The following is a 17,828-nucleotide window of genomic DNA, read 5'->3' on the forward strand; positions in this document are numbered from 1 at the left end:
ACGATATTGAAGCGGCTGCGCATCCTGACCTGCCACTGGAGCAGCGTCGCGCCGTAGCCCTTGCTGGTGATGACGGTGAAGCCCGCGGTCGGGTGATGACCCTGCTGATGCTGATGGGATTCGATCCCGTGTCCCTCGGCGGGCTCTGCGACAGCCGTCCCATAGAGCCTGATGGTCCGCTGTTTGACCGTCCGCTGCGCCGCGAGGAGATACTCCGCTTTGCCAGATGAGGCGCCACCGAGCGTGTCGGTAGGTAGTTCTACAGTGGACACTATGGCTCTTGAGCAGTTCTCAGAAGCGACCAGGACGTGGTTCTCCGCGTCCTTCGGTGCGCCGACCGCCGCGCAGGCTGGTGCTTGGGATGCTGTCGCCAAAGGGAAGAACGCGCTGGTGGTCGCGCCCACCGGATCTGGCAAGACACTCTCAGCGTTCCTCTGGTCCATTGACCGCCTGATGAGCCAACAGCAGAACGACGCCGCCAGCGCCCCTGCTGCCGGTACAACAGTTCTTTACATCTCACCTCTGAAGGCACTCGGCGCGGACATCGAACGTAACCTGCGCAGCCCGCTCGTCGGCATCGGTCACACAGCCAGACGCCTGGGCTCAGCGCCACGAGAGGTGACCGTGGGGGTGCGCACCGGGGACACCAGTTCCAAGGAGCGCCGGGACCTTGTGCGGAACCCACCGGACATCCTGATCACCACCCCGGAGTCGCTCTACCTCATGCTCACCTCACAGGCACGGCGGACGCTGAGCACGGTCGACACTGTGATTGTGGACGAGATTCACGCCCTGGCCGGCACCAAACGGGGTGCTCACCTGGCAGTGTCCCTGGAACGGCTGGATGAACTGCAGGCCACGGAGAATCACTCCAAGAACGCCCAACGCATCGGGCTCTCCGCAACCGTAGAACCGCGGCAGGAGGTCGCCCGGTTCCTCGGCGGCCGTCAGCCCGTGGAGGTGATCGCCCCACCCTCGGAGAAGCAGTGGGACATCACCGTCTCCGTACCGGTCCCAGATATGGCCTCCCCCACGGTTGAGCCTGCCGACGGCGATGACGGCTCCCCCCTGCAGCCCTCCATCTGGCCGCATGTGGAGCACCGAGTCGTGGACCTCATCTCAGCGAACCGCTCCACGATCGCCTTTGTGAACTCCCGGCGACTTGCTGAGAAGCTCACCGGCCGGATCAATGAGATCCACGCCGAACGTGACACGGGAAGTTCGCCAACTGACGCAGCTGATGAAGATGAGAATGAGCTCCCGGCGTTGGCCAAAGCCCATCACGGGTCAGTGTCCAAAGAGCAGCGCAAACAGATCGAAGGTGACCTGAAGTCCGGCCGGCTGCGTTGCGTGGTGGCCACCAGTTCCCTTGAACTGGGAATCGACATGGGAGCAGTGGATCTGGTCATCCAAGTTGAGGCTCCCCACGCGGTCTCCTCCGGCCTCCAGCGGCTGGGCCGGGCAGGGCACCAAGTGGGTGAGGTCTCGGTGGGGTGGTTCTTCCCCAAACATCGCGGTGATCTGCTGAGCTCAAGCGTCGTTGTGGAACGAATGCTCTCCGGCAAGATCGAAGCCCTGAAGATCCCGCGCAGCCCGCTGGACATTCTGGCCCAACAAACCATCGCCGCTGCTGCCATGGACACCCTGGATGTGGAGCATTGGTTCGAGGTTCTGCGCAGGTCCGCACCGTTCACATCGCTTCCGCGTTCCGCATACGAGTCCACCCTGGACCTGTTGGCTGGCAAGTACCCCTCTGACCGGTTCGCTGATCTGCGTCCACGCATTGTCTGGGACCGGGATGCCGGAACGATCACCGGCCGGCCCGGCGCCCAACGCCTTGCGGTCACCTCCGGTGGCACCATCCCCGATCGAGGACTGTTCGGGGTCTATCTGGTGGGTGCCGAAAATACGCGCACTGGCGGGCGCCGCGTGGGCGAGCTCGATGAGGAGATGGTCTACGAGTCGCGGATCGGAGACGTGTTCGCGCTAGGCGCGACCAGTTGGCGGATCGAGGAGATCACATTCGACCGGGTCCTGGTCTCCCCCGCGTTCGGCCAACCGGCGAGCCTGCCGTTCTGGCGCGGCGATGGGATCGGACGACCGGCAGAGCTCGGAGAGGCTCTGGGAGCCTTCACCCGCGAAATACACGCCGCCCCCGCAGAGAAGGCCACGGAACGGCTCGCAGCGCTCGGTTTGGACCAGTGGGCCCGGGAGAACCTGGTGCGGTACCTGGCTGATCAGCATGACGCAGTTGGTGCAGTCCCCTCAGACCGCACCCTGGTGTTGGAGCAGACCAAGGATGAACTCGGAGACTGGCGGATCATCCTGCACTCCCCCTACGGGATGCAGATCCACGCACCATGGTCGCTGGCCGTCGGGGAACGTCTCCATGAACGCTATGGTCTGGACGGCGCCGCGTTCGCCTCAGATGACGGAATCGTGCTCCGGGTTCCCATGATGGATGATGAGCCACCCGGGGCTGAACTGTTCACCTTCGAGCCCGATGAACTCGAAGATCTGGTGATTCGCCGGGTCTCCAGCTCATCCCTCTTCGCGGGAAGATTCCGTGAATCTGCCGCCCGGGCGCTGCTGCTGCCACGGACCCGGCCTGGGCAGCGCACACCTCTGTGGCAACAGCGCCAGCGGTCCTCCCAGCTGCTGGAAGTCGCCCACCAATACTCAGACTTTCCCATGATTATGGAGACCATGCGGGAAGTCCTGCAGGACGTCTACGACCTTCCCGCACTGGATACGCTCACCAGGAAGATCGCTCAGCGCACTGTGCGGATGGTGGAAGCTACCACTGCAACACCTTCACCGTTCGCGCAGTCAATAGTGTTCGGCTACATCGCCCAGTACCTGTATGAAGGCGACTCCCCTCTTGCGGAGCGCCGTGCCGCCGCCCTGAGTGTGGACCCAACACTGCTCAACGAGCTGCTGGGCCGGGTGGAACTGCGCGAGTTCCTCGACGCTGAAGTCATCATCCAGGCCGAAGCCTATGCCCAGCGCCTGACTCCTGAACGGCGGCTTCCCTCCGGAGAGGGACGCGGCCCGGAGAGCGTTGCGGATCTGCTGCGGCTGCTCGGGCCCCTCAGTGCCGCAGAGCTGTCCCTGCGGATGCGGGCCAGCGAAGACGACGAGGCCGCAGTCACCGCCGTCGAGGCACAGAACTACGCTGAGCAGCTTGTCAGCGCCCAACGGGCTATCCCTGTGACATTTCAAGGCGAGCAGCGGTTCGCCGCCGTTGAGGACGCTGCCCGGCTGCGTGATGGGCTCGGGGTCAATATTCCCCCCGGCGTTCCCCATACGTTCTTGGAACCCTTGGCAGACCCTCTCGGTGATCTGATCGGACGTTTTGCCCGCACCCACGGGCCTTTCACCTCCGAGCAGGTCAGTGCGCACTTGGGGCTGCCTATAGCGGTCGTGGTAGATGTGCTGCGGCGGCTCATCCAAGAGTCGCGCGTAGTGGAGGGCCTGTTCACCCCTGAGGCCCAAGCCGACGCCGAATATGTGGACGCTGAGATGCTGCGGCGGATCCGCCGCCGGTCGCTGGCTGCGCTGCGGGCGGCCGTGGAGCCAGTAGCGCCACGAGCCTATGCCCAGCTGTTGGGCGAATGGCAGCTCACCACCAGTGCCACCCGGGTTAACGGACAGTCCGGTCTGGCTGAGGTTCTGGCCCAGCTTGCCGGTCTACCGGCACCAGCCAGCGCCTGGGAGTCGTTCATCCTTCCCTCCCGCGTCAGCGATTACTCCTCCGCAATGCTCGACTCCCTCCTTTCAAGCGGGGAGTTCATCACCACAGGCCACGGCGCCCTCAGCGGTCATGACGGGTGGTTGGCGTTCTACCCCGCCGAAGAGGCTGCACTGATCGGCGCCGGACGGGACGTCCCCACCCTGGAAGGATTAACCGCAGAAGTCTTCCACGTATTGCAACGCGGAGGTGCATGGTTCCCTGAAGCGATCGCAGCGCAACTGGACAACGTCTCATCACTCACCTGCCAACAGGCGCTCTGGGAGCTGTTCTGGGCTGGACGTGTGCACCCGGACAGTTACTCACCTCTGCGAACCTTTATGGGCAGTGGCTCCACGGCGCATAAGGCCAAACCCACCACCAGGAGCCGCAGGGTCTCCCGCCGGACGGCGCTGCGTCAGGCAGTGACTGCCGCGCGCGGATCAGCCGCGACAGGCACTGGCGGACGCTGGCAAGTGGTGCTCACATCTGAGGCCCCAGCCACAGAAGTCGCACACGCCAGGGCAGAGATCCTGCTGGACCGCTACGGCGTCCTCACTCGCGGTTCCGTAGTCGCCGAACAGACTCCGGGTGGCTTCACCGGGGTGTACAAGGTACTCGCCGCTGCTGAGGAAGCCGGGCGAGTCCGCCGCGGTTACTTCATCGAACACCTGGGGGCAGCCCAATTCACCGTCAGCTCCACCATTGACCGGCTCCGGGAGATTTCCGAGGAGCTGGAACGCAGTGAGGACCCCTACTCGAACCGCCGCCCCACCCCGGTGGCGCTGGCCGCCACTGACCCAGCCAACCCCTTCGGGGCGGCCCTGGATTGGCCTGTTGGACCCACAGTGGAGGGGAAACCCGCCACCAAAGCCCGCCCGGGCAGGAAAGCAGGCGCCGTCGTCGTCATCTGCGGTGGCGAACTGGTGCTCTACATGGAACGTGGCGGACGCACCATGCTGCTCTACACGCAGAATCACACGGTCCGTGAGGCTGCAGCAAAGGCCCTGGTCAACGCTCTGATCAGAGCCAGGTCTTCCAAACTGGCCGTAGAAAGGATCAATGGTGAACCCGTCCTGCAGCATCCCTTCGGCGACTCGCTGAAAAGCGCAGGTTTCCACTCGAGCCCCTCCGGACTGCGGCTCTCACCCTGAGGCTGCGGCCATCAGTTCTCACGCTCTCCGGGTAATTCCCACTCAGTTCTCATCCCCATGGGCTAACCTGGGCGCATGATTCTGTGTCTGCCATTCATGATGTTCCAGGGCCGCGCCCAGGAAGCCATCGACCTATACCTCTCCACGTTTCCCGACGCCAAGCTCCTGGAGATCATGCATCACCCGGAAGGCACAGAGATCTTCAACCCCGAAACATCCGAGGGTGCAGGATCCGAGGCGGCAGCCCAATCACCAGCAGGCACCCGAGATGACACAGCCGCGATGGAAACTGTGGTGGACTGGGACAAGACCCTCGTGGCCACCGCTCAGCTGCAGATCGGTGGCCAGATCCTGATGATCCAGGACTCCCTGGTCAAACACGCCTTCGACTTCACACCCTCTATGTCAATGGCCGTGGTCGTGGACACTGCAGAGGAATTCCACCGCATCACCGGCTCTCTTGTGGACCAAGGCGAGTACTTGATGGAACCCGGTGACTACGATTTCGCCCAGAACTTCGCTTGGGTCCAAGACCGTTTTGGTATGACCTGGCAGATCAACCACCCGCGTGGTGCCCCCAACCCGGAGGACGCGGATTCCGCAGCCAACGCCGCCCAGGCTAAAGCTCCCGAGTGGGGCTGATCTCCGCTCAGTGCCGCAGAAGTCTCCGCTTCCAGTCCGCAACGGTGTCAACGCCACCAGATTGCGCATCCCCGACACCGGCCCCTGGCGCACCATCCACGAATACGTGCTGGAAACCTTTGGGCATATCGATCCCGCAGGGATCACCTCTCGGTTTCACAACGGCGAGGTAGTCGACGCCGCCGGCATCCCGCTGGGCACACACAGCCCGCTGAACGCCGCCGAGTTCATCTGGTACTACCGCTCGCTGCCTGAGGAGCCCCCACTGCCGGTGCAGGAAGAAATCCTGTGCGAGGACGAACACCTCCTGGCAGTCGACAAACCCCACTTTCTGCCGACCACCCCAGCAGGACGCTACGTCCAAGAATCCCTCCTGGTCAGACTGCGCCATCGGCTGAATATGCCTGACTTGGTGCCCATCCACCGGTTGGACCGCGGCACCGCAGGTGTCGTCATCTTCGCCAAGAACCCCGAGACGCGCGGGGCCTACCAGCTGCTGTTTGAGAACCGCAGAGTGAGCAAAACCTACGAATGCGTCAGTACGCTCAACGATGCCCCCGGCAATCTGGCTGCGCGCTTTCCGCTGACCGTCCGGAACCGGATTGAGAAAGTCAAAGGCGTGGTGGTCAGCCAGCTTGTGAGCTACGACACCGCAGACTCCGGGCTGCGGCCGCATGAGAGCTGGCACCGTGTCAAAGGCAGGCGCCGCACCGATCCGATCCCCGGTGCGAACTCATCATCCCGCATTGAACTGCTCAGATACGGTCCGCCACCGCGGCACGCCCAGGGACCCGATCTGGGCCTATTCCGTCTGACACCGCTGACAGGGAAAACCCATCAGCTGAGAATCCACATGGCCATGCTCGGTCTGGGCATCCTGCACGACCGCTTCTACCCGGACCTGTGGGACGACGCGCCCGATGACTTCAACGCGCCGCTGCAACTGCTGGCACGCAGCCTGAGCTTTACCGATCCGTTATCCGGCGCGCCACGAGTCTTCAGGTCGACACGTAGACTAGTCGAGGCCCCGGTCGCAATGGATCCGGAGGTGGCAGGGGAGCACTAAGGGGATAAATGGTCGAGCTGATCGATGCATGGGGCGGGTGGCTGCTGCCGTTGCAGGCCTTCTTCGTAGCTCTCACCGCTTTGGTCCCACTGTTTCCCTCAGAGGTGATGGTGATCGCCTCAGGCGCCATGGCCTCTGCTGGTCACCTGTCCCTGACGTGGGTCATGATCGCGACCACACTGGGGTGTCTCGCAGGAGACCTGGTGCTCTATGCACTTTGCCGCTACCAGCTCGTCAGGCTGCTCTACCGGTGGCGATGGGGCCGACGGTTGCACAGGATGCTGGTGCGTGCCTCAATCCGTGGGGGCACCGCGACCACGTGGACCGGCCTGCTGCTGATCCGTTGGATACCTGGGGGACGAGCAGCGTCAATGGCATCAGCAGGAATGATGCGCCTGCCCTGGCGGCCCACAGCCGCGCTGGCGCTCGTGGGAGCGGTGATCTGGAGCGGCTGGCTGGTCGGCTTAGGTTACATTACGGGAACAACTACTGACTTACCCCCCTGGGCGAGCACCCTGACCGCCATTGGTATCGGTACGCTAGTGGCTCTGATTGTTGCATTGCGAGTCTCGAGTCAACGTCGTGCTCGCAGCCAGACTTCAGTGAGAACATCGACAGTTGACCAAAACCCTTAAAAAGTGCGTGATGCATACATGATTCCTCAAGGGAGGCAGCAGTTGTCCGAGCCGACGAGCCCAGACGCCTCCGCACGTCCTGACGACGAAACCACGCCCGATGCACCGACAGAAGAGCAGCCTGTCAGCCCACCCAGCACCGCCGAAGAACAGAGTGAGGCGCAGACAACCTCTGAAGCGTCCGAAGCTGAAAACCCTGCGGTCGGTGACCCGAGTAGGGAGCCGAATGGTGAGGACACCCGCGGTGACACCGCAGAGAACGGTCCCGAAGAAGGGCTCCCCACTGAGGATGCTTCGGCAGAGGAGACTCCCGCAGGCAATAACCGTGCGGAACCTCCAGTGCGCACTGGCGTAGCCCCTAAGGTCGCCGTGTCCTCAGGGCCCGACACCGGCCTGGGCGGATTCTTCGACACCCTGGATGAGCGCGCCAAGAGCTGGTGGTCCACCCGGAAGCTGCGCCATGCTCGACGCCGCGTGGAGGCTGCCAAAACAGCCAAGGCCCCTGCGGAGCCGGAGTCCACTCAGGGTAAGCCTCCTACCGATGCCGCCCCGCCTGCTGGAACAGTAGCGCGCAGAGCCCGCCGCAGCGGAGGCCACCTGCCCGAGACCACCACGCATACCGACGCCGCTGCCGCTGCCCCGCAGGTTTCCCTCCCCAAGCCGCCCCCTGCGGACCAGCGGCCGGAACATCAGCTGTTCACCGACGCCATCCCGGTCGTGTCCCCGGACATGAACGGGGAAGCACACGATCCGGCACACCGGGCGCCCGGCGACGCCTCGACCGAGGAAACCACCGTCCTGCCCGCCTATCGAGACGCACCGGACACGCCACCGGCTCCCCCAGCACGCCGTGAACTCGATGAACAGCGTCAGCGGACGGTCATTGCGCAGAAGGCCGCCGCCATCGAAAAGGCCACCGGGGAGTTCTCCCCGCGCCCCTATGGCGGCTCAGGGTACATCGGAGACCAGTACCGGGAGCAGTCGGCGGAGTTCGCCGACGATGAAGAAGACCTATTCACCTACATTCCGCCCTACAGCTTGCCGTCCCGGAGTCCGGACCCGGAGCCGACTCAATGGGATCTGGCGCGGAGAGTCTTCGTCAGCCTCGGAGCTCTGGCAGCCGTCATCTCAACTCTCTGGATGTTCGGTTGGTTCAGTTCCGGTGAAGAAGACCCTGCAATTCTGGGCCAGCGCGGCCTCTACGAGGCACATTCAGAAGGATGGTTCTCAGGAGAGCATGCACTGCTTTCACCCGACTACAACTGGTACTGGCTCTGGCCGTTAATCACCGTCGGTCTGATCATCCATGCGTGCTACCAATGGAGAGCTTCGCAGCACTCCACACCCCGGCAGCAGCATTCAGGCTGGTTTGTGGGTACAGCCTCCATCCTGATGCTGGTGGTGACCGCCTCGCTGTACACCGGGATATTCACCCTGACGCTGCTCAGCTCAGCGATCATCGCCGGAGTACTCACGGAGGCCATCCGGCAGTTCAATCTCTACACCGCCCGCTCTGATACTGAGCGCAAACTCACAGACGATATCCTCGGACTGTTCTACGGCTTCGCCCTAGTCCAGGTGATGAGCGCGCTGTCAGTTTGGCTGACTCATCAGGGGTGGCACATACCCGGAATTCCCGCACTGCTCTGGGCCGGGATCGGACTGTTGGTGTGCGTATGGACCGCAGCGTTCTACTCCATGACCGAACGCGGCAGAATCACCATAGCGCTCGGTCTGGCCTGGGGGCTCTTTTGGCTTATCTTCCCCCGCATCCTGGGCGAGGTCACCAGCGTCTGGATAGCGATCGGGGCGGCCATGGGCGCCTTCATTGTGATCCTCTGCACCCAGTCCCGTCGTTATCGAATCAATCACGCAGAACGCCGAGCAGCAATGGGCCGCCCACTCGAAGACATCATCTGATCAACGCGGCGAGCTCATGAGAACATAGTGGAATGTCTGTCCGCACTCCCGATCCCCACCCCGGCTGGCTCAATGAAGAGGACCTCTATGAGGCCCGACGCCGTCTGCCCATGGTGTACGTAGAAGCCATTCCCGTTCGGCTCGACTCACTGGGCTACGTCACTGAAGTCGGTCTGCTCTACACCGCAGACGACGACGGACGTGTCTACCGAACCGTGGTCTCCGGACGGGTGCTCTACCGCGAGACTATTCGTGCCGCGCTTATTCGACATATTGAAAAAGACCTTGGCCCCATGGCTATGCCCCAACTGCCGGCTTCCCCCAGTCCCCTCACCGTGGCCGAGTACTTCCCCTACCCTTCGGAGACGGGCTTGGTGGATGACCGCCAACACGTCGTCTCCCTGGCGTACATTGTGCCTGTCAATGGTGAGTGCTCCGCGCGTCAGGACGCCCTTGAGTTGTCCTGGCTCTCACCTGAACAGGCGTTGAGCCCCGAAGTCCAGTCGGAGTTCATCGGCGGGCGGGAAAAGCTGATCCGCCAAGCCTTGGCCCATGTGGGCCACACTCAGTGAACTGAGCCGAAGCGACCATTGCAGCCGCGCGTACGCGGCGAAAGGCTAAGACACGTCATGACTACACCAGCTCCGGAAAAATCCGCAGGACGACGCCGCCGCGGAACCACCTCACCAGACTCACCGCGGCCTCGACTCACGTTAGGTGCCGTGGGATGGACGGTCTCATGGCTCGTTCCCACCGCACTGATGGGCGCCATCCTCTTGGGACTGTCCTTCGTCCCGGGCTTGGACGGCGAAGGATACCTGACCCCCCTGATTCCGCTCCTGGCCGCCGCAGCGGTCGTGGTGGGCATTCCCGGCACACTCCTGGTGAGTTGGCTTCTGCGACATCACCTCAACCCCGTTGCGCATGCCTTGGGTTACATCCTGGTAGGGCTGCTATACGGCCCGGTGGTGCTCTTCGCCGGAGCCGGCGGACTGATCCCCATGCTGATCCCGATCGTCGGATTTCCCGCCGGTGTGCTGCTCGGTCTCGGCCGGTGGATCGCCCAGCCGCTAGCGCGTGTTGAGCAGCCAGCCGACCCACCCACTTCATGATTGAGGGCTCGGGCGGTGCCGTTCTCACCGCCCGAGCCACAGGTCGGATGAGCCTATTCTGAAGCCGTTGCACCGATACTCCAGGTGCTCGAATCCCACCTGATGTGGGCGCACCTGAAGTGCACCGCACCCATAGATTCTGTTACCTCGGGCGCCGTCTGACTAGTCCACTTTTGTCTATAGATAAAGTTCGGCGCTCAGGATTTCTTGATTCCTGTCACACGGACCTCCCAGCGATCTTGGTCGTCGTAGCCGCTGGTCATCACACCACCGAATGCCTCGGCACGGTCCTGCATGCCCCTGAGACCCGCTCCGGACTCTCCCCAACCCGGTAGGCTGCGCTCCGGCACGAGCACTGTGTTGGTCACAGACATGCTGACGTGCTCATCGGTGACCTCGATTGCGATCCAGCACTCTGCGCCCCGTCCGGCGAACTTTGCCGCATTCGTGGTGCACTCCTGCAGCATCCGGTAGAGAGCCGCGCTGACCGACCTCGTGAGTGAATCCAAGTCACCGTCGATACTCAGGTGCACGGTGATCCCCAGACTCTCGAGTTCCTCTGCAAAGACCTCAGCACCAACTCGCACGTCAAGCTCGCTGGCGGAAGTGAGCGGGCTGACGGCCTCATCAGGGATCTGGTCATCCTTGAGCACCGCCAGCATCCTCCGGAGGTCGTTCAGCGCCACCCTGGAGGAGTTGCCGATTACCTCTACAGCCTCCCGGTATGCCTCATCGGTGTCTTTTACCTGCGCTGCGCGGGACTGCATGGCAATGATGGTGATGTCATGGGCCACGATGTCGTGGAGATCACGAGCAATCGACCGGCGCTCAGCTGAGGTGGCCACCGCATGACGTGCCTCCACTTCCTCAAGGTTGCGGGAAGACTGCAGGCTGGAGTTGGTGGCGCGACGGAAAGCCGATCCGATGCCGTAGGCCACAAGAACCCCTCCGCTGATCCCTGCGAAGCTCAGGCCGGCTGTAGCCAAATCATCAAGCATCACCGAATACGCCCCGGCCCAGAGCAGCATCACCGCCAGTGTTCCCCGGCGGAAACGCTTCGTCGTCGCCAGTGCGGCGAGGCCGGTCAGCAGCAGCGCCAGCACAATGGAAAACATGCCGTGCCCAATGAACAGTGCCAGCGCGAGGATCGCCAGACCTGCGGTGACGCCGATGGTGAGGCTCATCCACAGCAGGATCACACATGCCACAGCCATCAGACCTGCGACTGCGGGCCCGGGCGAGAACTCCTCACTGGCAACCACCTCGTAGAGCACCTCGACACCCAGAGTGATGCCGAAACCCAGGGTGACCACCACCAGCAGGCCCTTGTTCAGGGTACGGTAGGACCAATAGCCACCGGCCTCGAATTCTTCGACGAGGGATTGAGCAGGTCCTTGAGCTGATTGAGGCATGCACGCCAGTCTAGAGACTTTCTCTCGCACGTTTCCCCGGCTGTGACCAGCGAATGACCAGGCCTCCTAGGGGGCGGGGGCATAGGATGGAAGACATGACCAACGCCTTCCCGGGCTCTGACACTGATTCGTCGGGCGCTCAGCCGCCTTCCAACGGCACGGTGCGGGTCCTCATTTCTGACGATCACCCTATGATGTCCACGGCACTGCGCACCTACGTGGACTCTGCCCCAGGTTTGGAATGTGTGGGTGAAGCCCACGACGGAGAGACTGCCGTTGAAATGTGCGGCGATCTTCACCCAGATGTAGTCCTCATGGATCTGCACATGCCGTCAATGGGTGGGATCGAAGCGACCCGAGCTATCCGTCGAGAACACGGCGACACCGCGGTGCTCGCCATCACCACATTTTCCACCGAGCTGTATGTGATTCCGGCTCTGCGCGCTGGGGCTGGGGGTTACTTCCTCAAAGACGCCGAACCCGAGCAGATCATTGAGGCCATCCGAGAGGTCCATGAGGGCTCGGCGGTCTTCTCCCCGACAGTCGCGCGGCAACTGATGATCGCGGTGAAGAACGAACCCGAACAGGTCGCCACGGCCCTCAAGCGCTTCCCGGAGGCCCCCCACATACCTGCACGAGAACTGGAAGGCCTCCAACTGCTGGCCACCGGGCGCTCTAACGCTGAGATCGCCGAGAAGATGCTGGTCTCGGAAGCGACGGTGAAGGTATACATGGGGCGCCTCATGAAACGCTTAGATGTCCGGGACCGCGTCCAGCTGCTCATCCGGGGTGTTGAACTGGGCCTGGTGGAACCTTCACTCAACTGAGTCCCCAGGTTAGTGACTATCCGGTAACATGTGCTTTATGACACATGAGCCTGATTCTGTGATTGATCCCGAGTACGACGTCGCCACTCCCCTAGACCTGGACTACTACGGAGTCTTTGCTGACCTCCCTGAGGCTGACACACGGTGGTGGGCAGCAGCCCGATCTTTCGGGAAAGGTCTCGAGGCGCGGATGACGGAGCACTGGGAAAAAGCTGAATACCCCACCGACTTGGTGCGCAAGGCCGGCACCATGGGACTCTTCACGGACGGCGTCGATGTCTCCGAACTCGGGATGGAAACCCTCTCTCCCATGGCGGCAGGCCTTGTGAACATGGAAACCTCACGTATTGACGGCTCATTGAACACGGCCCTGGCAGTCCAGGGCGGTCTTGCCGTCCGGACCCTGGCACTGTTCGGTTCTGAAGCTCAGAAGGCCGATCATCTGGCCAAGCTGGTCTCCTGCGAGACCCTTGGTGCCTTTGCCCTGACCGAACCCACCCACGGATCCGACTCCGTGTCCTTAGAGACCACCGCCGAACTCCATGGGGATGAGGACACCGGCCGGTATGTGATCAACGGAGCCAAGAAGTGGATCGGGAACGGAGCTTCAGGCGGAATCACCTTCACCTGGGCGCGCGTCGTCGGCGGAGAGCATGACGGTAACGTGCGTTGCTTCCTCGTACCTCAGGAGACACCGGGCTACAGGTCTGAGGTCATTCAGCACAAGGCCTCGCTGCGCGCTATCCACCAGGCCCTGATTCAGTACGAAAACGTCGAGCTGCCGGCTGAGACAGTGCTGCCCCTGTCGAAGACCTTCAAGGACGCCGCGACTGTTCTGTTCGCCACCCGGCTCGGTGTCGCATGGTCCGCGGTGGGCCATGCCGCAGCCTGTGTAGAAGCCGCACTGAACTACTCCAAGCAACGCAGGCAGTTTTCTAAGCCCATCGGTGCCCATCAACTGGTGCAGGAACGGCTGGCTTACATGGTCTCTGAGCTGACCAGCATGCAGCTGCACGCCCGCCGGGTCACTGAGCTCGACGCAGCCGGAAAGCTCTCCGGACCGCAGGCTTCGATGTCCAAGCTCCACAACACCCGCAAGGCGCGGCAGATTGCTCAAGTGGCACGTGACATGCTCGGCGGAAACGGGATTCTGCTCAGCAATAAGGTAGCCCGGCATATGGCGGACATTGAGTCCGCACACACCTATGAGGGAACAGAGTCAGTTCAGTCACTGATTATTGGCCGCGACCTCACCGGTTTCTCCGCCTTCGCGTAGCTGACGCCTCAGGGGCTGCTAGTTTGCGTCCCTTTTGTAGAAGGGGGGCTTGGTGACTTCGAAGGCTATGGGTTTGCCACGAACGTCCACCTGAAGCTCGGTACCTGGCTCTGTGTAGGCCACCTCCACATAGCCCATCGCAATGGCATGACCGAGAGTTGGGCTCGGCACACCGGAGGTGATTTCGCCGATAGGTATGCCATCCGGATTCTGGATGACATGTCCTTTGCGGGCGGCGCGCTTTCCGGAGGCCTTCAAGCCCACTAGGCGTTGTCCCGTGGTCCTGCCCACACCGTCGGCTTTCGCCTGCTCCAGGGCGGCCCGACCCACGAAGTCCTCCTCCTTGGAGAAGGCGACCACCGGCAGCCCGGCTTCCTGTGGCTTGCGAGAAGTGGTCAGCTCATTGCCGTAGAGCGGCATACCGGCTTCCAGGCGCAGTGAATCTCGGCAGGCCAGTCCGCAGGGTGTCAGCCCGAAGTCAGAGCCACCTTCTAACAGGGCACGCCACAGCGCGCCCGCCTTGTCATGGGGCAGATAGAGTTCAAAGCCGTCTTCCCCGGTGTACCCGGTGCGAGCCAGCAGGATCTCCTGCCCGCCGATGGTCACCGTGGTGTGCGCGTAGTAGGAGAGGTTCCCCACCAGGTCGATTTCATCGGCCCGCACGAGGGATGTCACGATTGCCGCACTGGCAGGTCCCTGGACCGCAATCAGGCTGATGCCCTCAGATTCGTCCCAGATCTCCACATCGAAGGCCGATGCCCGTTCGCTCAGCGCAGCTGCTACCGTCTCACGGTTGGCCGCGTTCGGGATCACCAGGTACTCCTGTTCACCGATTCGGTAGGTGATCAGATCATCGATGATCCCCCCGTCTTCGGTGCAGATAAGTGAGTACTTGGCCTTCCCCGGTTCGATCCTGGACAGATTGCCCACCAGCGCAGTACTGAGGAAGGTTGCGGCATCGGGGCCGATCACCCTCACCTCCCCCATATGCGACAGGTCGAACATGCCGGCAGCGCTGCGCACCGCTCGATGCTCTTCCAACTCCGAGGAGTACTTCAGCGGCATCCGCCACCCTCCGAAGTCGGTGAAGGACGCACCAAGCGCCTCATGTTCGGCCGCGAGCGCGGTCTCTTTCAGTTCAGTCATCAGTTCACCTCAAAGGCTTCAGGCGGTGGGCAGGAGCAGACCAGGTTGCGGTCACCATGAGCGCCGTCAATCCGGCTTACCGGAGGGAAGTACTTGTCCTGCCGAAGAGTGGCGACTGGGAACGCACCCTGTTGCCGGCTGTAGACCCGGTCCCAGTGATCGGTTGCCACCACCGCCGCCGGGTGAGGTGCGTGGCGCAGTGGTGACTGCGCAGCCTCGTGCTCTCCGTCGATCACCTGCTGTATCTCAGCGCGAACGGCAATCATGGCCTCGATGAACCGTTCGATCTCTTCCAGGTCCTCCGACTCGGTCGGCTCCACCATGAGCGTGCCCGCGACGGGGAACGCCAAGGTAGGCGCATGGAAGCCGTAGTCGATCAGCCGCTTGCACACATCCTCCGCGGTGATGCCGCTGGCTTTCGTGAGTTCGCGCAGATCCAGGATGCACTCGTGAGCGATCAGGCCGTTCTCCCCGGTGTAGAGCGTCGGGTAGTGGTCGGCGAGCCTCCGGGAGATGTAGTTGGCGCTCAGCAAGGCGTGCGCCGTGGCGCTGGTGAGCCCATCAGCGCCCATCATCGCCAAGTACGCCCAGCTGATCGGCAGAACCCCAGCGGAGCCATAGGCCGTGGCAGTCACCGGCGCGAGCCCGGCAGCATCATGCGGGCCGCCCGGCAGGAAAGGCAGCAGGTGCTCAGCCACCGCAACCGGACCCACACCTGGCCCACCGCCGCCATGCGGGATGCAGAACGTTTTATGGAGATTCAGGTGGGACACGTCTCCGCCGAACTCGCCGGGCTGAGCCAGCCCAACCAGAGCATTCAGGTTGGCCCCGTCCACGTAGACCTGGCCTCCGGCCTGGTGGACCTTCTGGCAGACTTCACGGACGTCAGCCTCGTAGACCCCATGGGTGGAGGGGTAGGTGATCATGATCGCGGCGATCCGGTCCGGGTACTGCTCGATCTTGGCGTCGAGATCGGCCAGGTCGATCGTGCCGTCCTCAGCGGTGGCCACCACCGCCACCTGCAGTCCGGCCAAAACCGCTGAGGAGGCGTTGGTGCCGTGTGCGGAGGCCGGGATCAGGCAAATGTCCCGAGCGGAATCGTCGTTGGACAGGTGATACTGCCGGATGGCAAGCAGCCCTGCGTACTCTCCCTGGGAGCCAGCATTGGGCTGGATCGACACCCCGGCGTATCCGGTGATCTCCGTAAGCCGCTGTTCCAAATCGGCAATCATTCCTCGCCATCCTGCCGTCTGGTGCTCCGGGGCGTAGGGGTGGATCCCCGCGAACTCCGGCCAGGAGATGGCCTCCATCTCTGCGGCCGCATTGAGCTTCATCGTGCAAGACCCCAACGGGATCATGGTCCTATCCAGGGCGAGGTCCCGGTCGGCAAGGCGCCGCAGATAGCGCATCATCTGGGTTTCAGAGCGGATGGAGTGGAAAATGGGGTGCGTCATGAACTCGCTGGTGCGCGCCAGGGAATCGTCAAAGGCATAGTCACCTTCGAACTCCACGCCGTCGTAGAGCTCTGCGGCCTGGCTGGGCTTCTCGACAAGGTCGAATGCATAGGCCAGCAGGTACATCTCCCGGGTCGTGGTGGTTTCATCGGTGCTCACACCCACCGTGGTCTCATTGACCCGGCGGAGGTTGATTCCCGCCGATTCAGCCTTGCCGAGCAGAGCCTGGGCCTGCTCGGATGTGTCACAGCGAACCTGCACTGTGTCGAAGAAGGAATCACTCACCAGCTGCCATCCGGCTCCGCGCAGCACCTCGGCAAGGGCCCGAGCCTGGTTATGTGCCCGCTCCGCGATGCGGGTGAGGCCTTCAGGGCCGTGGTAGACCCCATACATGGAGGCGGCTACGGCCAAGAGTGCCTGAGCGGTGCAGATGTTGGAGGTGGCTTTCTCCCGGCGGATGTGCTGTTCGCGTGTCTGAAGGGCCAGCCGGTAGGCGGGGCGCTCCTCAGCGTCCATTGAGACACCCACCAACCGTCCCGGCAGCTGTCGCTGAAGACCGGACCGCACCGCCATGTACGCAGCGTGTGGGCCGCCGAAGAACAGCGGGACGCCGAACCGTTGGGAGCTGCCAACAGCAATGTCGGCGCCCTGCTCACCTGGTGCGGTGATGAGGGTCAGGGCGAGCAGATCGGCTGCGACGGTCACCAAGGCTCCACGTTCCTTGGCTTCAGCGATCACTTCACTGTGGTCCACGACGGCACCGGAATTGCCAGGCTGCTGCAGCACCAGCCCGCAGATCTCACCACCGGGCAGACCCTCACGGAGGTCGCTGAATTCAAGCTCGATACCGACAGCTTCTGCGCGCCCGGAGATGACGGCACGGGTTTGCGGGAAGACATCCGCGTCGACCACGATCTTCGCGGCGGCAAGCTTCTTATTGGATCGGCGCATCAGCAGAATCGCTTCGGCCACCGCTGATGCCTCATCCAACAGCGAGGCGTTAGCTATATCAAGGCCGGTAAGGTCGGCGACCATTGTCTGGAAATTCAACAGCGCCTCCAACCGGCCCTGGCTGATCTCCGGCTGGTAGGAGGTGTATGCGGTGTACCAGGCTGGATTCTCCAAGACATTGCGCAGCACCACGCTGGGAGTATGCGTGCCGTAGTAACCCTGGCCGATCATCTGCGTCTTCACCTGGTTCTGTGCCGCGTACCGGCGGAGCGCGGCAAGTGCTTCCGGCTCGGAGAGCGCAGGGGGCAGGTTCAGCGGCTCGGACTGTCGGATTCCCCCGGGGACGGCAGAGTCGACGAGCTGTGTTAGCGAGTCATGGCCGAGGGTATTCAGCATGATCTGCGCTGAATCATCAGTGGGACCCATATGCCGGGAAGCAAATCCGGAGGGAATCGAATATGTCATAGGCTCAACCTTACGGGCAGGGGTGCGCTAGCGGTCAG

12 protein-coding genes and 1 pseudogene are annotated in these 17,828 nt (G+C 62.8%); 10 read left to right on the forward strand and 3 right to left on the reverse strand.

Going from position 1 to position 17,828, the window contains the following annotated elements; all coding sequences use genetic code 11:
- The 8 genes and pseudogenes from FH975_RS05435 to FH975_RS05470 all read left to right on the forward strand — a co-directional run.
- A pseudogene (locus FH975_RS05435) lies at positions 1–230 on the forward strand (hypothetical protein); the annotation flags it as partial.
- 43 nt (positions 231–273) lie between these two features.
- The gene (locus FH975_RS05440) at positions 274–4,884 is read left to right on the forward strand and encodes an ATP-dependent helicase (RefSeq protein WP_162320422.1); all 4,611 of its coding nucleotides are present in this window, start codon (positions 274–276) and stop codon (positions 4,882–4,884) included.
- Between the two features lie 75 nt (positions 4,885–4,959).
- Positions 4,960–5,526, forward strand: coding sequence for a VOC family protein (locus FH975_RS05445; protein ID WP_162320423.1), 567 nt, complete (start codon positions 4,960–4,962; stop codon positions 5,524–5,526).
- 10 nt (positions 5,527–5,536) lie between these two features.
- Positions 5,537–6,592, forward strand: a complete 1,056-nt coding sequence (locus FH975_RS05450) for a pseudouridine synthase (RefSeq protein WP_328821789.1) — start codon at positions 5,537–5,539, stop codon at positions 6,590–6,592.
- Positions 6,593–6,600: 8 nt separating this feature from the next.
- Complete coding sequence (locus FH975_RS05455) at positions 6,601–7,227, forward strand: DedA family protein (protein WP_162320424.1); 627 nt, start codon at positions 6,601–6,603, stop codon at positions 7,225–7,227.
- 42 nt (positions 7,228–7,269) lie between these two features.
- Positions 7,270–9,147, forward strand: a complete 1,878-nt coding sequence (locus tag FH975_RS05460; RefSeq protein ID WP_162320425.1) for a hypothetical protein — start codon at positions 7,270–7,272, stop codon at positions 9,145–9,147.
- 32 nt (positions 9,148–9,179) lie between these two features.
- On the forward strand, positions 9,180–9,719 hold the full coding sequence (locus FH975_RS05465; protein ID WP_162320426.1) for an NUDIX hydrolase family protein: 540 nt from the start codon (positions 9,180–9,182) through the stop codon (positions 9,717–9,719).
- Between the two features lie 57 nt (positions 9,720–9,776).
- Positions 9,777–10,259 (forward strand): hypothetical protein, encoded by a 483-nt coding sequence (locus FH975_RS05470; protein WP_162320427.1) that lies wholly within the window; start codon positions 9,777–9,779, stop codon positions 10,257–10,259.
- A gap of 197 nt (positions 10,260–10,456) precedes the next feature.
- On the opposite strand, the gene FH975_RS05475 is transcribed toward FH975_RS05470, so the two are convergent.
- Positions 10,457–11,671 carry a sensor histidine kinase gene (locus tag FH975_RS05475; RefSeq protein WP_162320428.1) on the reverse strand — a complete coding sequence of 405 codons (1,215 nt, stop codon included), beginning with the start codon at positions 11,669–11,671 and terminating at the stop codon, positions 10,457–10,459.
- A gap of 95 nt (positions 11,672–11,766) precedes the next feature.
- Between FH975_RS05475 and FH975_RS05480 the strand changes: the two genes are divergently transcribed.
- A complete protein-coding gene (locus tag FH975_RS05480) occupies positions 11,767–12,498 on the forward strand; it encodes a response regulator (protein WP_162320429.1) in 732 nt (243 codons plus the stop codon).
- Between the two features lie 37 nt (positions 12,499–12,535).
- A complete protein-coding gene (locus FH975_RS05485; RefSeq protein ID WP_162320430.1) occupies positions 12,536–13,774 on the forward strand; it encodes an acyl-CoA dehydrogenase family protein in 1,239 nt (412 codons plus the stop codon).
- Between the two features lie 18 nt (positions 13,775–13,792).
- On the opposite strand, the gene gcvT is transcribed toward FH975_RS05485, so the two are convergent.
- Both gcvT and gcvP read right to left on the reverse strand, forming a co-directional pair.
- Positions 13,793–14,920 (reverse strand): glycine cleavage system aminomethyltransferase GcvT, encoded by a 1,128-nt coding sequence (gcvT, locus tag FH975_RS05490; RefSeq protein WP_162320431.1) that lies wholly within the window; start codon positions 14,918–14,920, stop codon positions 13,793–13,795.
- Positions 14,920–17,790 carry an aminomethyl-transferring glycine dehydrogenase gene (gene gcvP, locus FH975_RS05495; protein ID WP_162320432.1) on the reverse strand — a complete coding sequence of 957 codons (2,871 nt, stop codon included), beginning with the start codon at positions 17,788–17,790 and terminating at the stop codon, positions 14,920–14,922. Before gcvP ends, gcvT begins: the two co-directional genes overlap by 1 nt.
- Positions 17,791–17,828: the final 38 nt, after the last annotated feature.

It is taken from the genome of Nesterenkonia haasae, from assembly GCF_010119385.1.
Lineage (GTDB): Bacteria > Actinomycetota > Actinomycetes > Actinomycetales > Micrococcaceae > Nesterenkonia > Nesterenkonia haasae.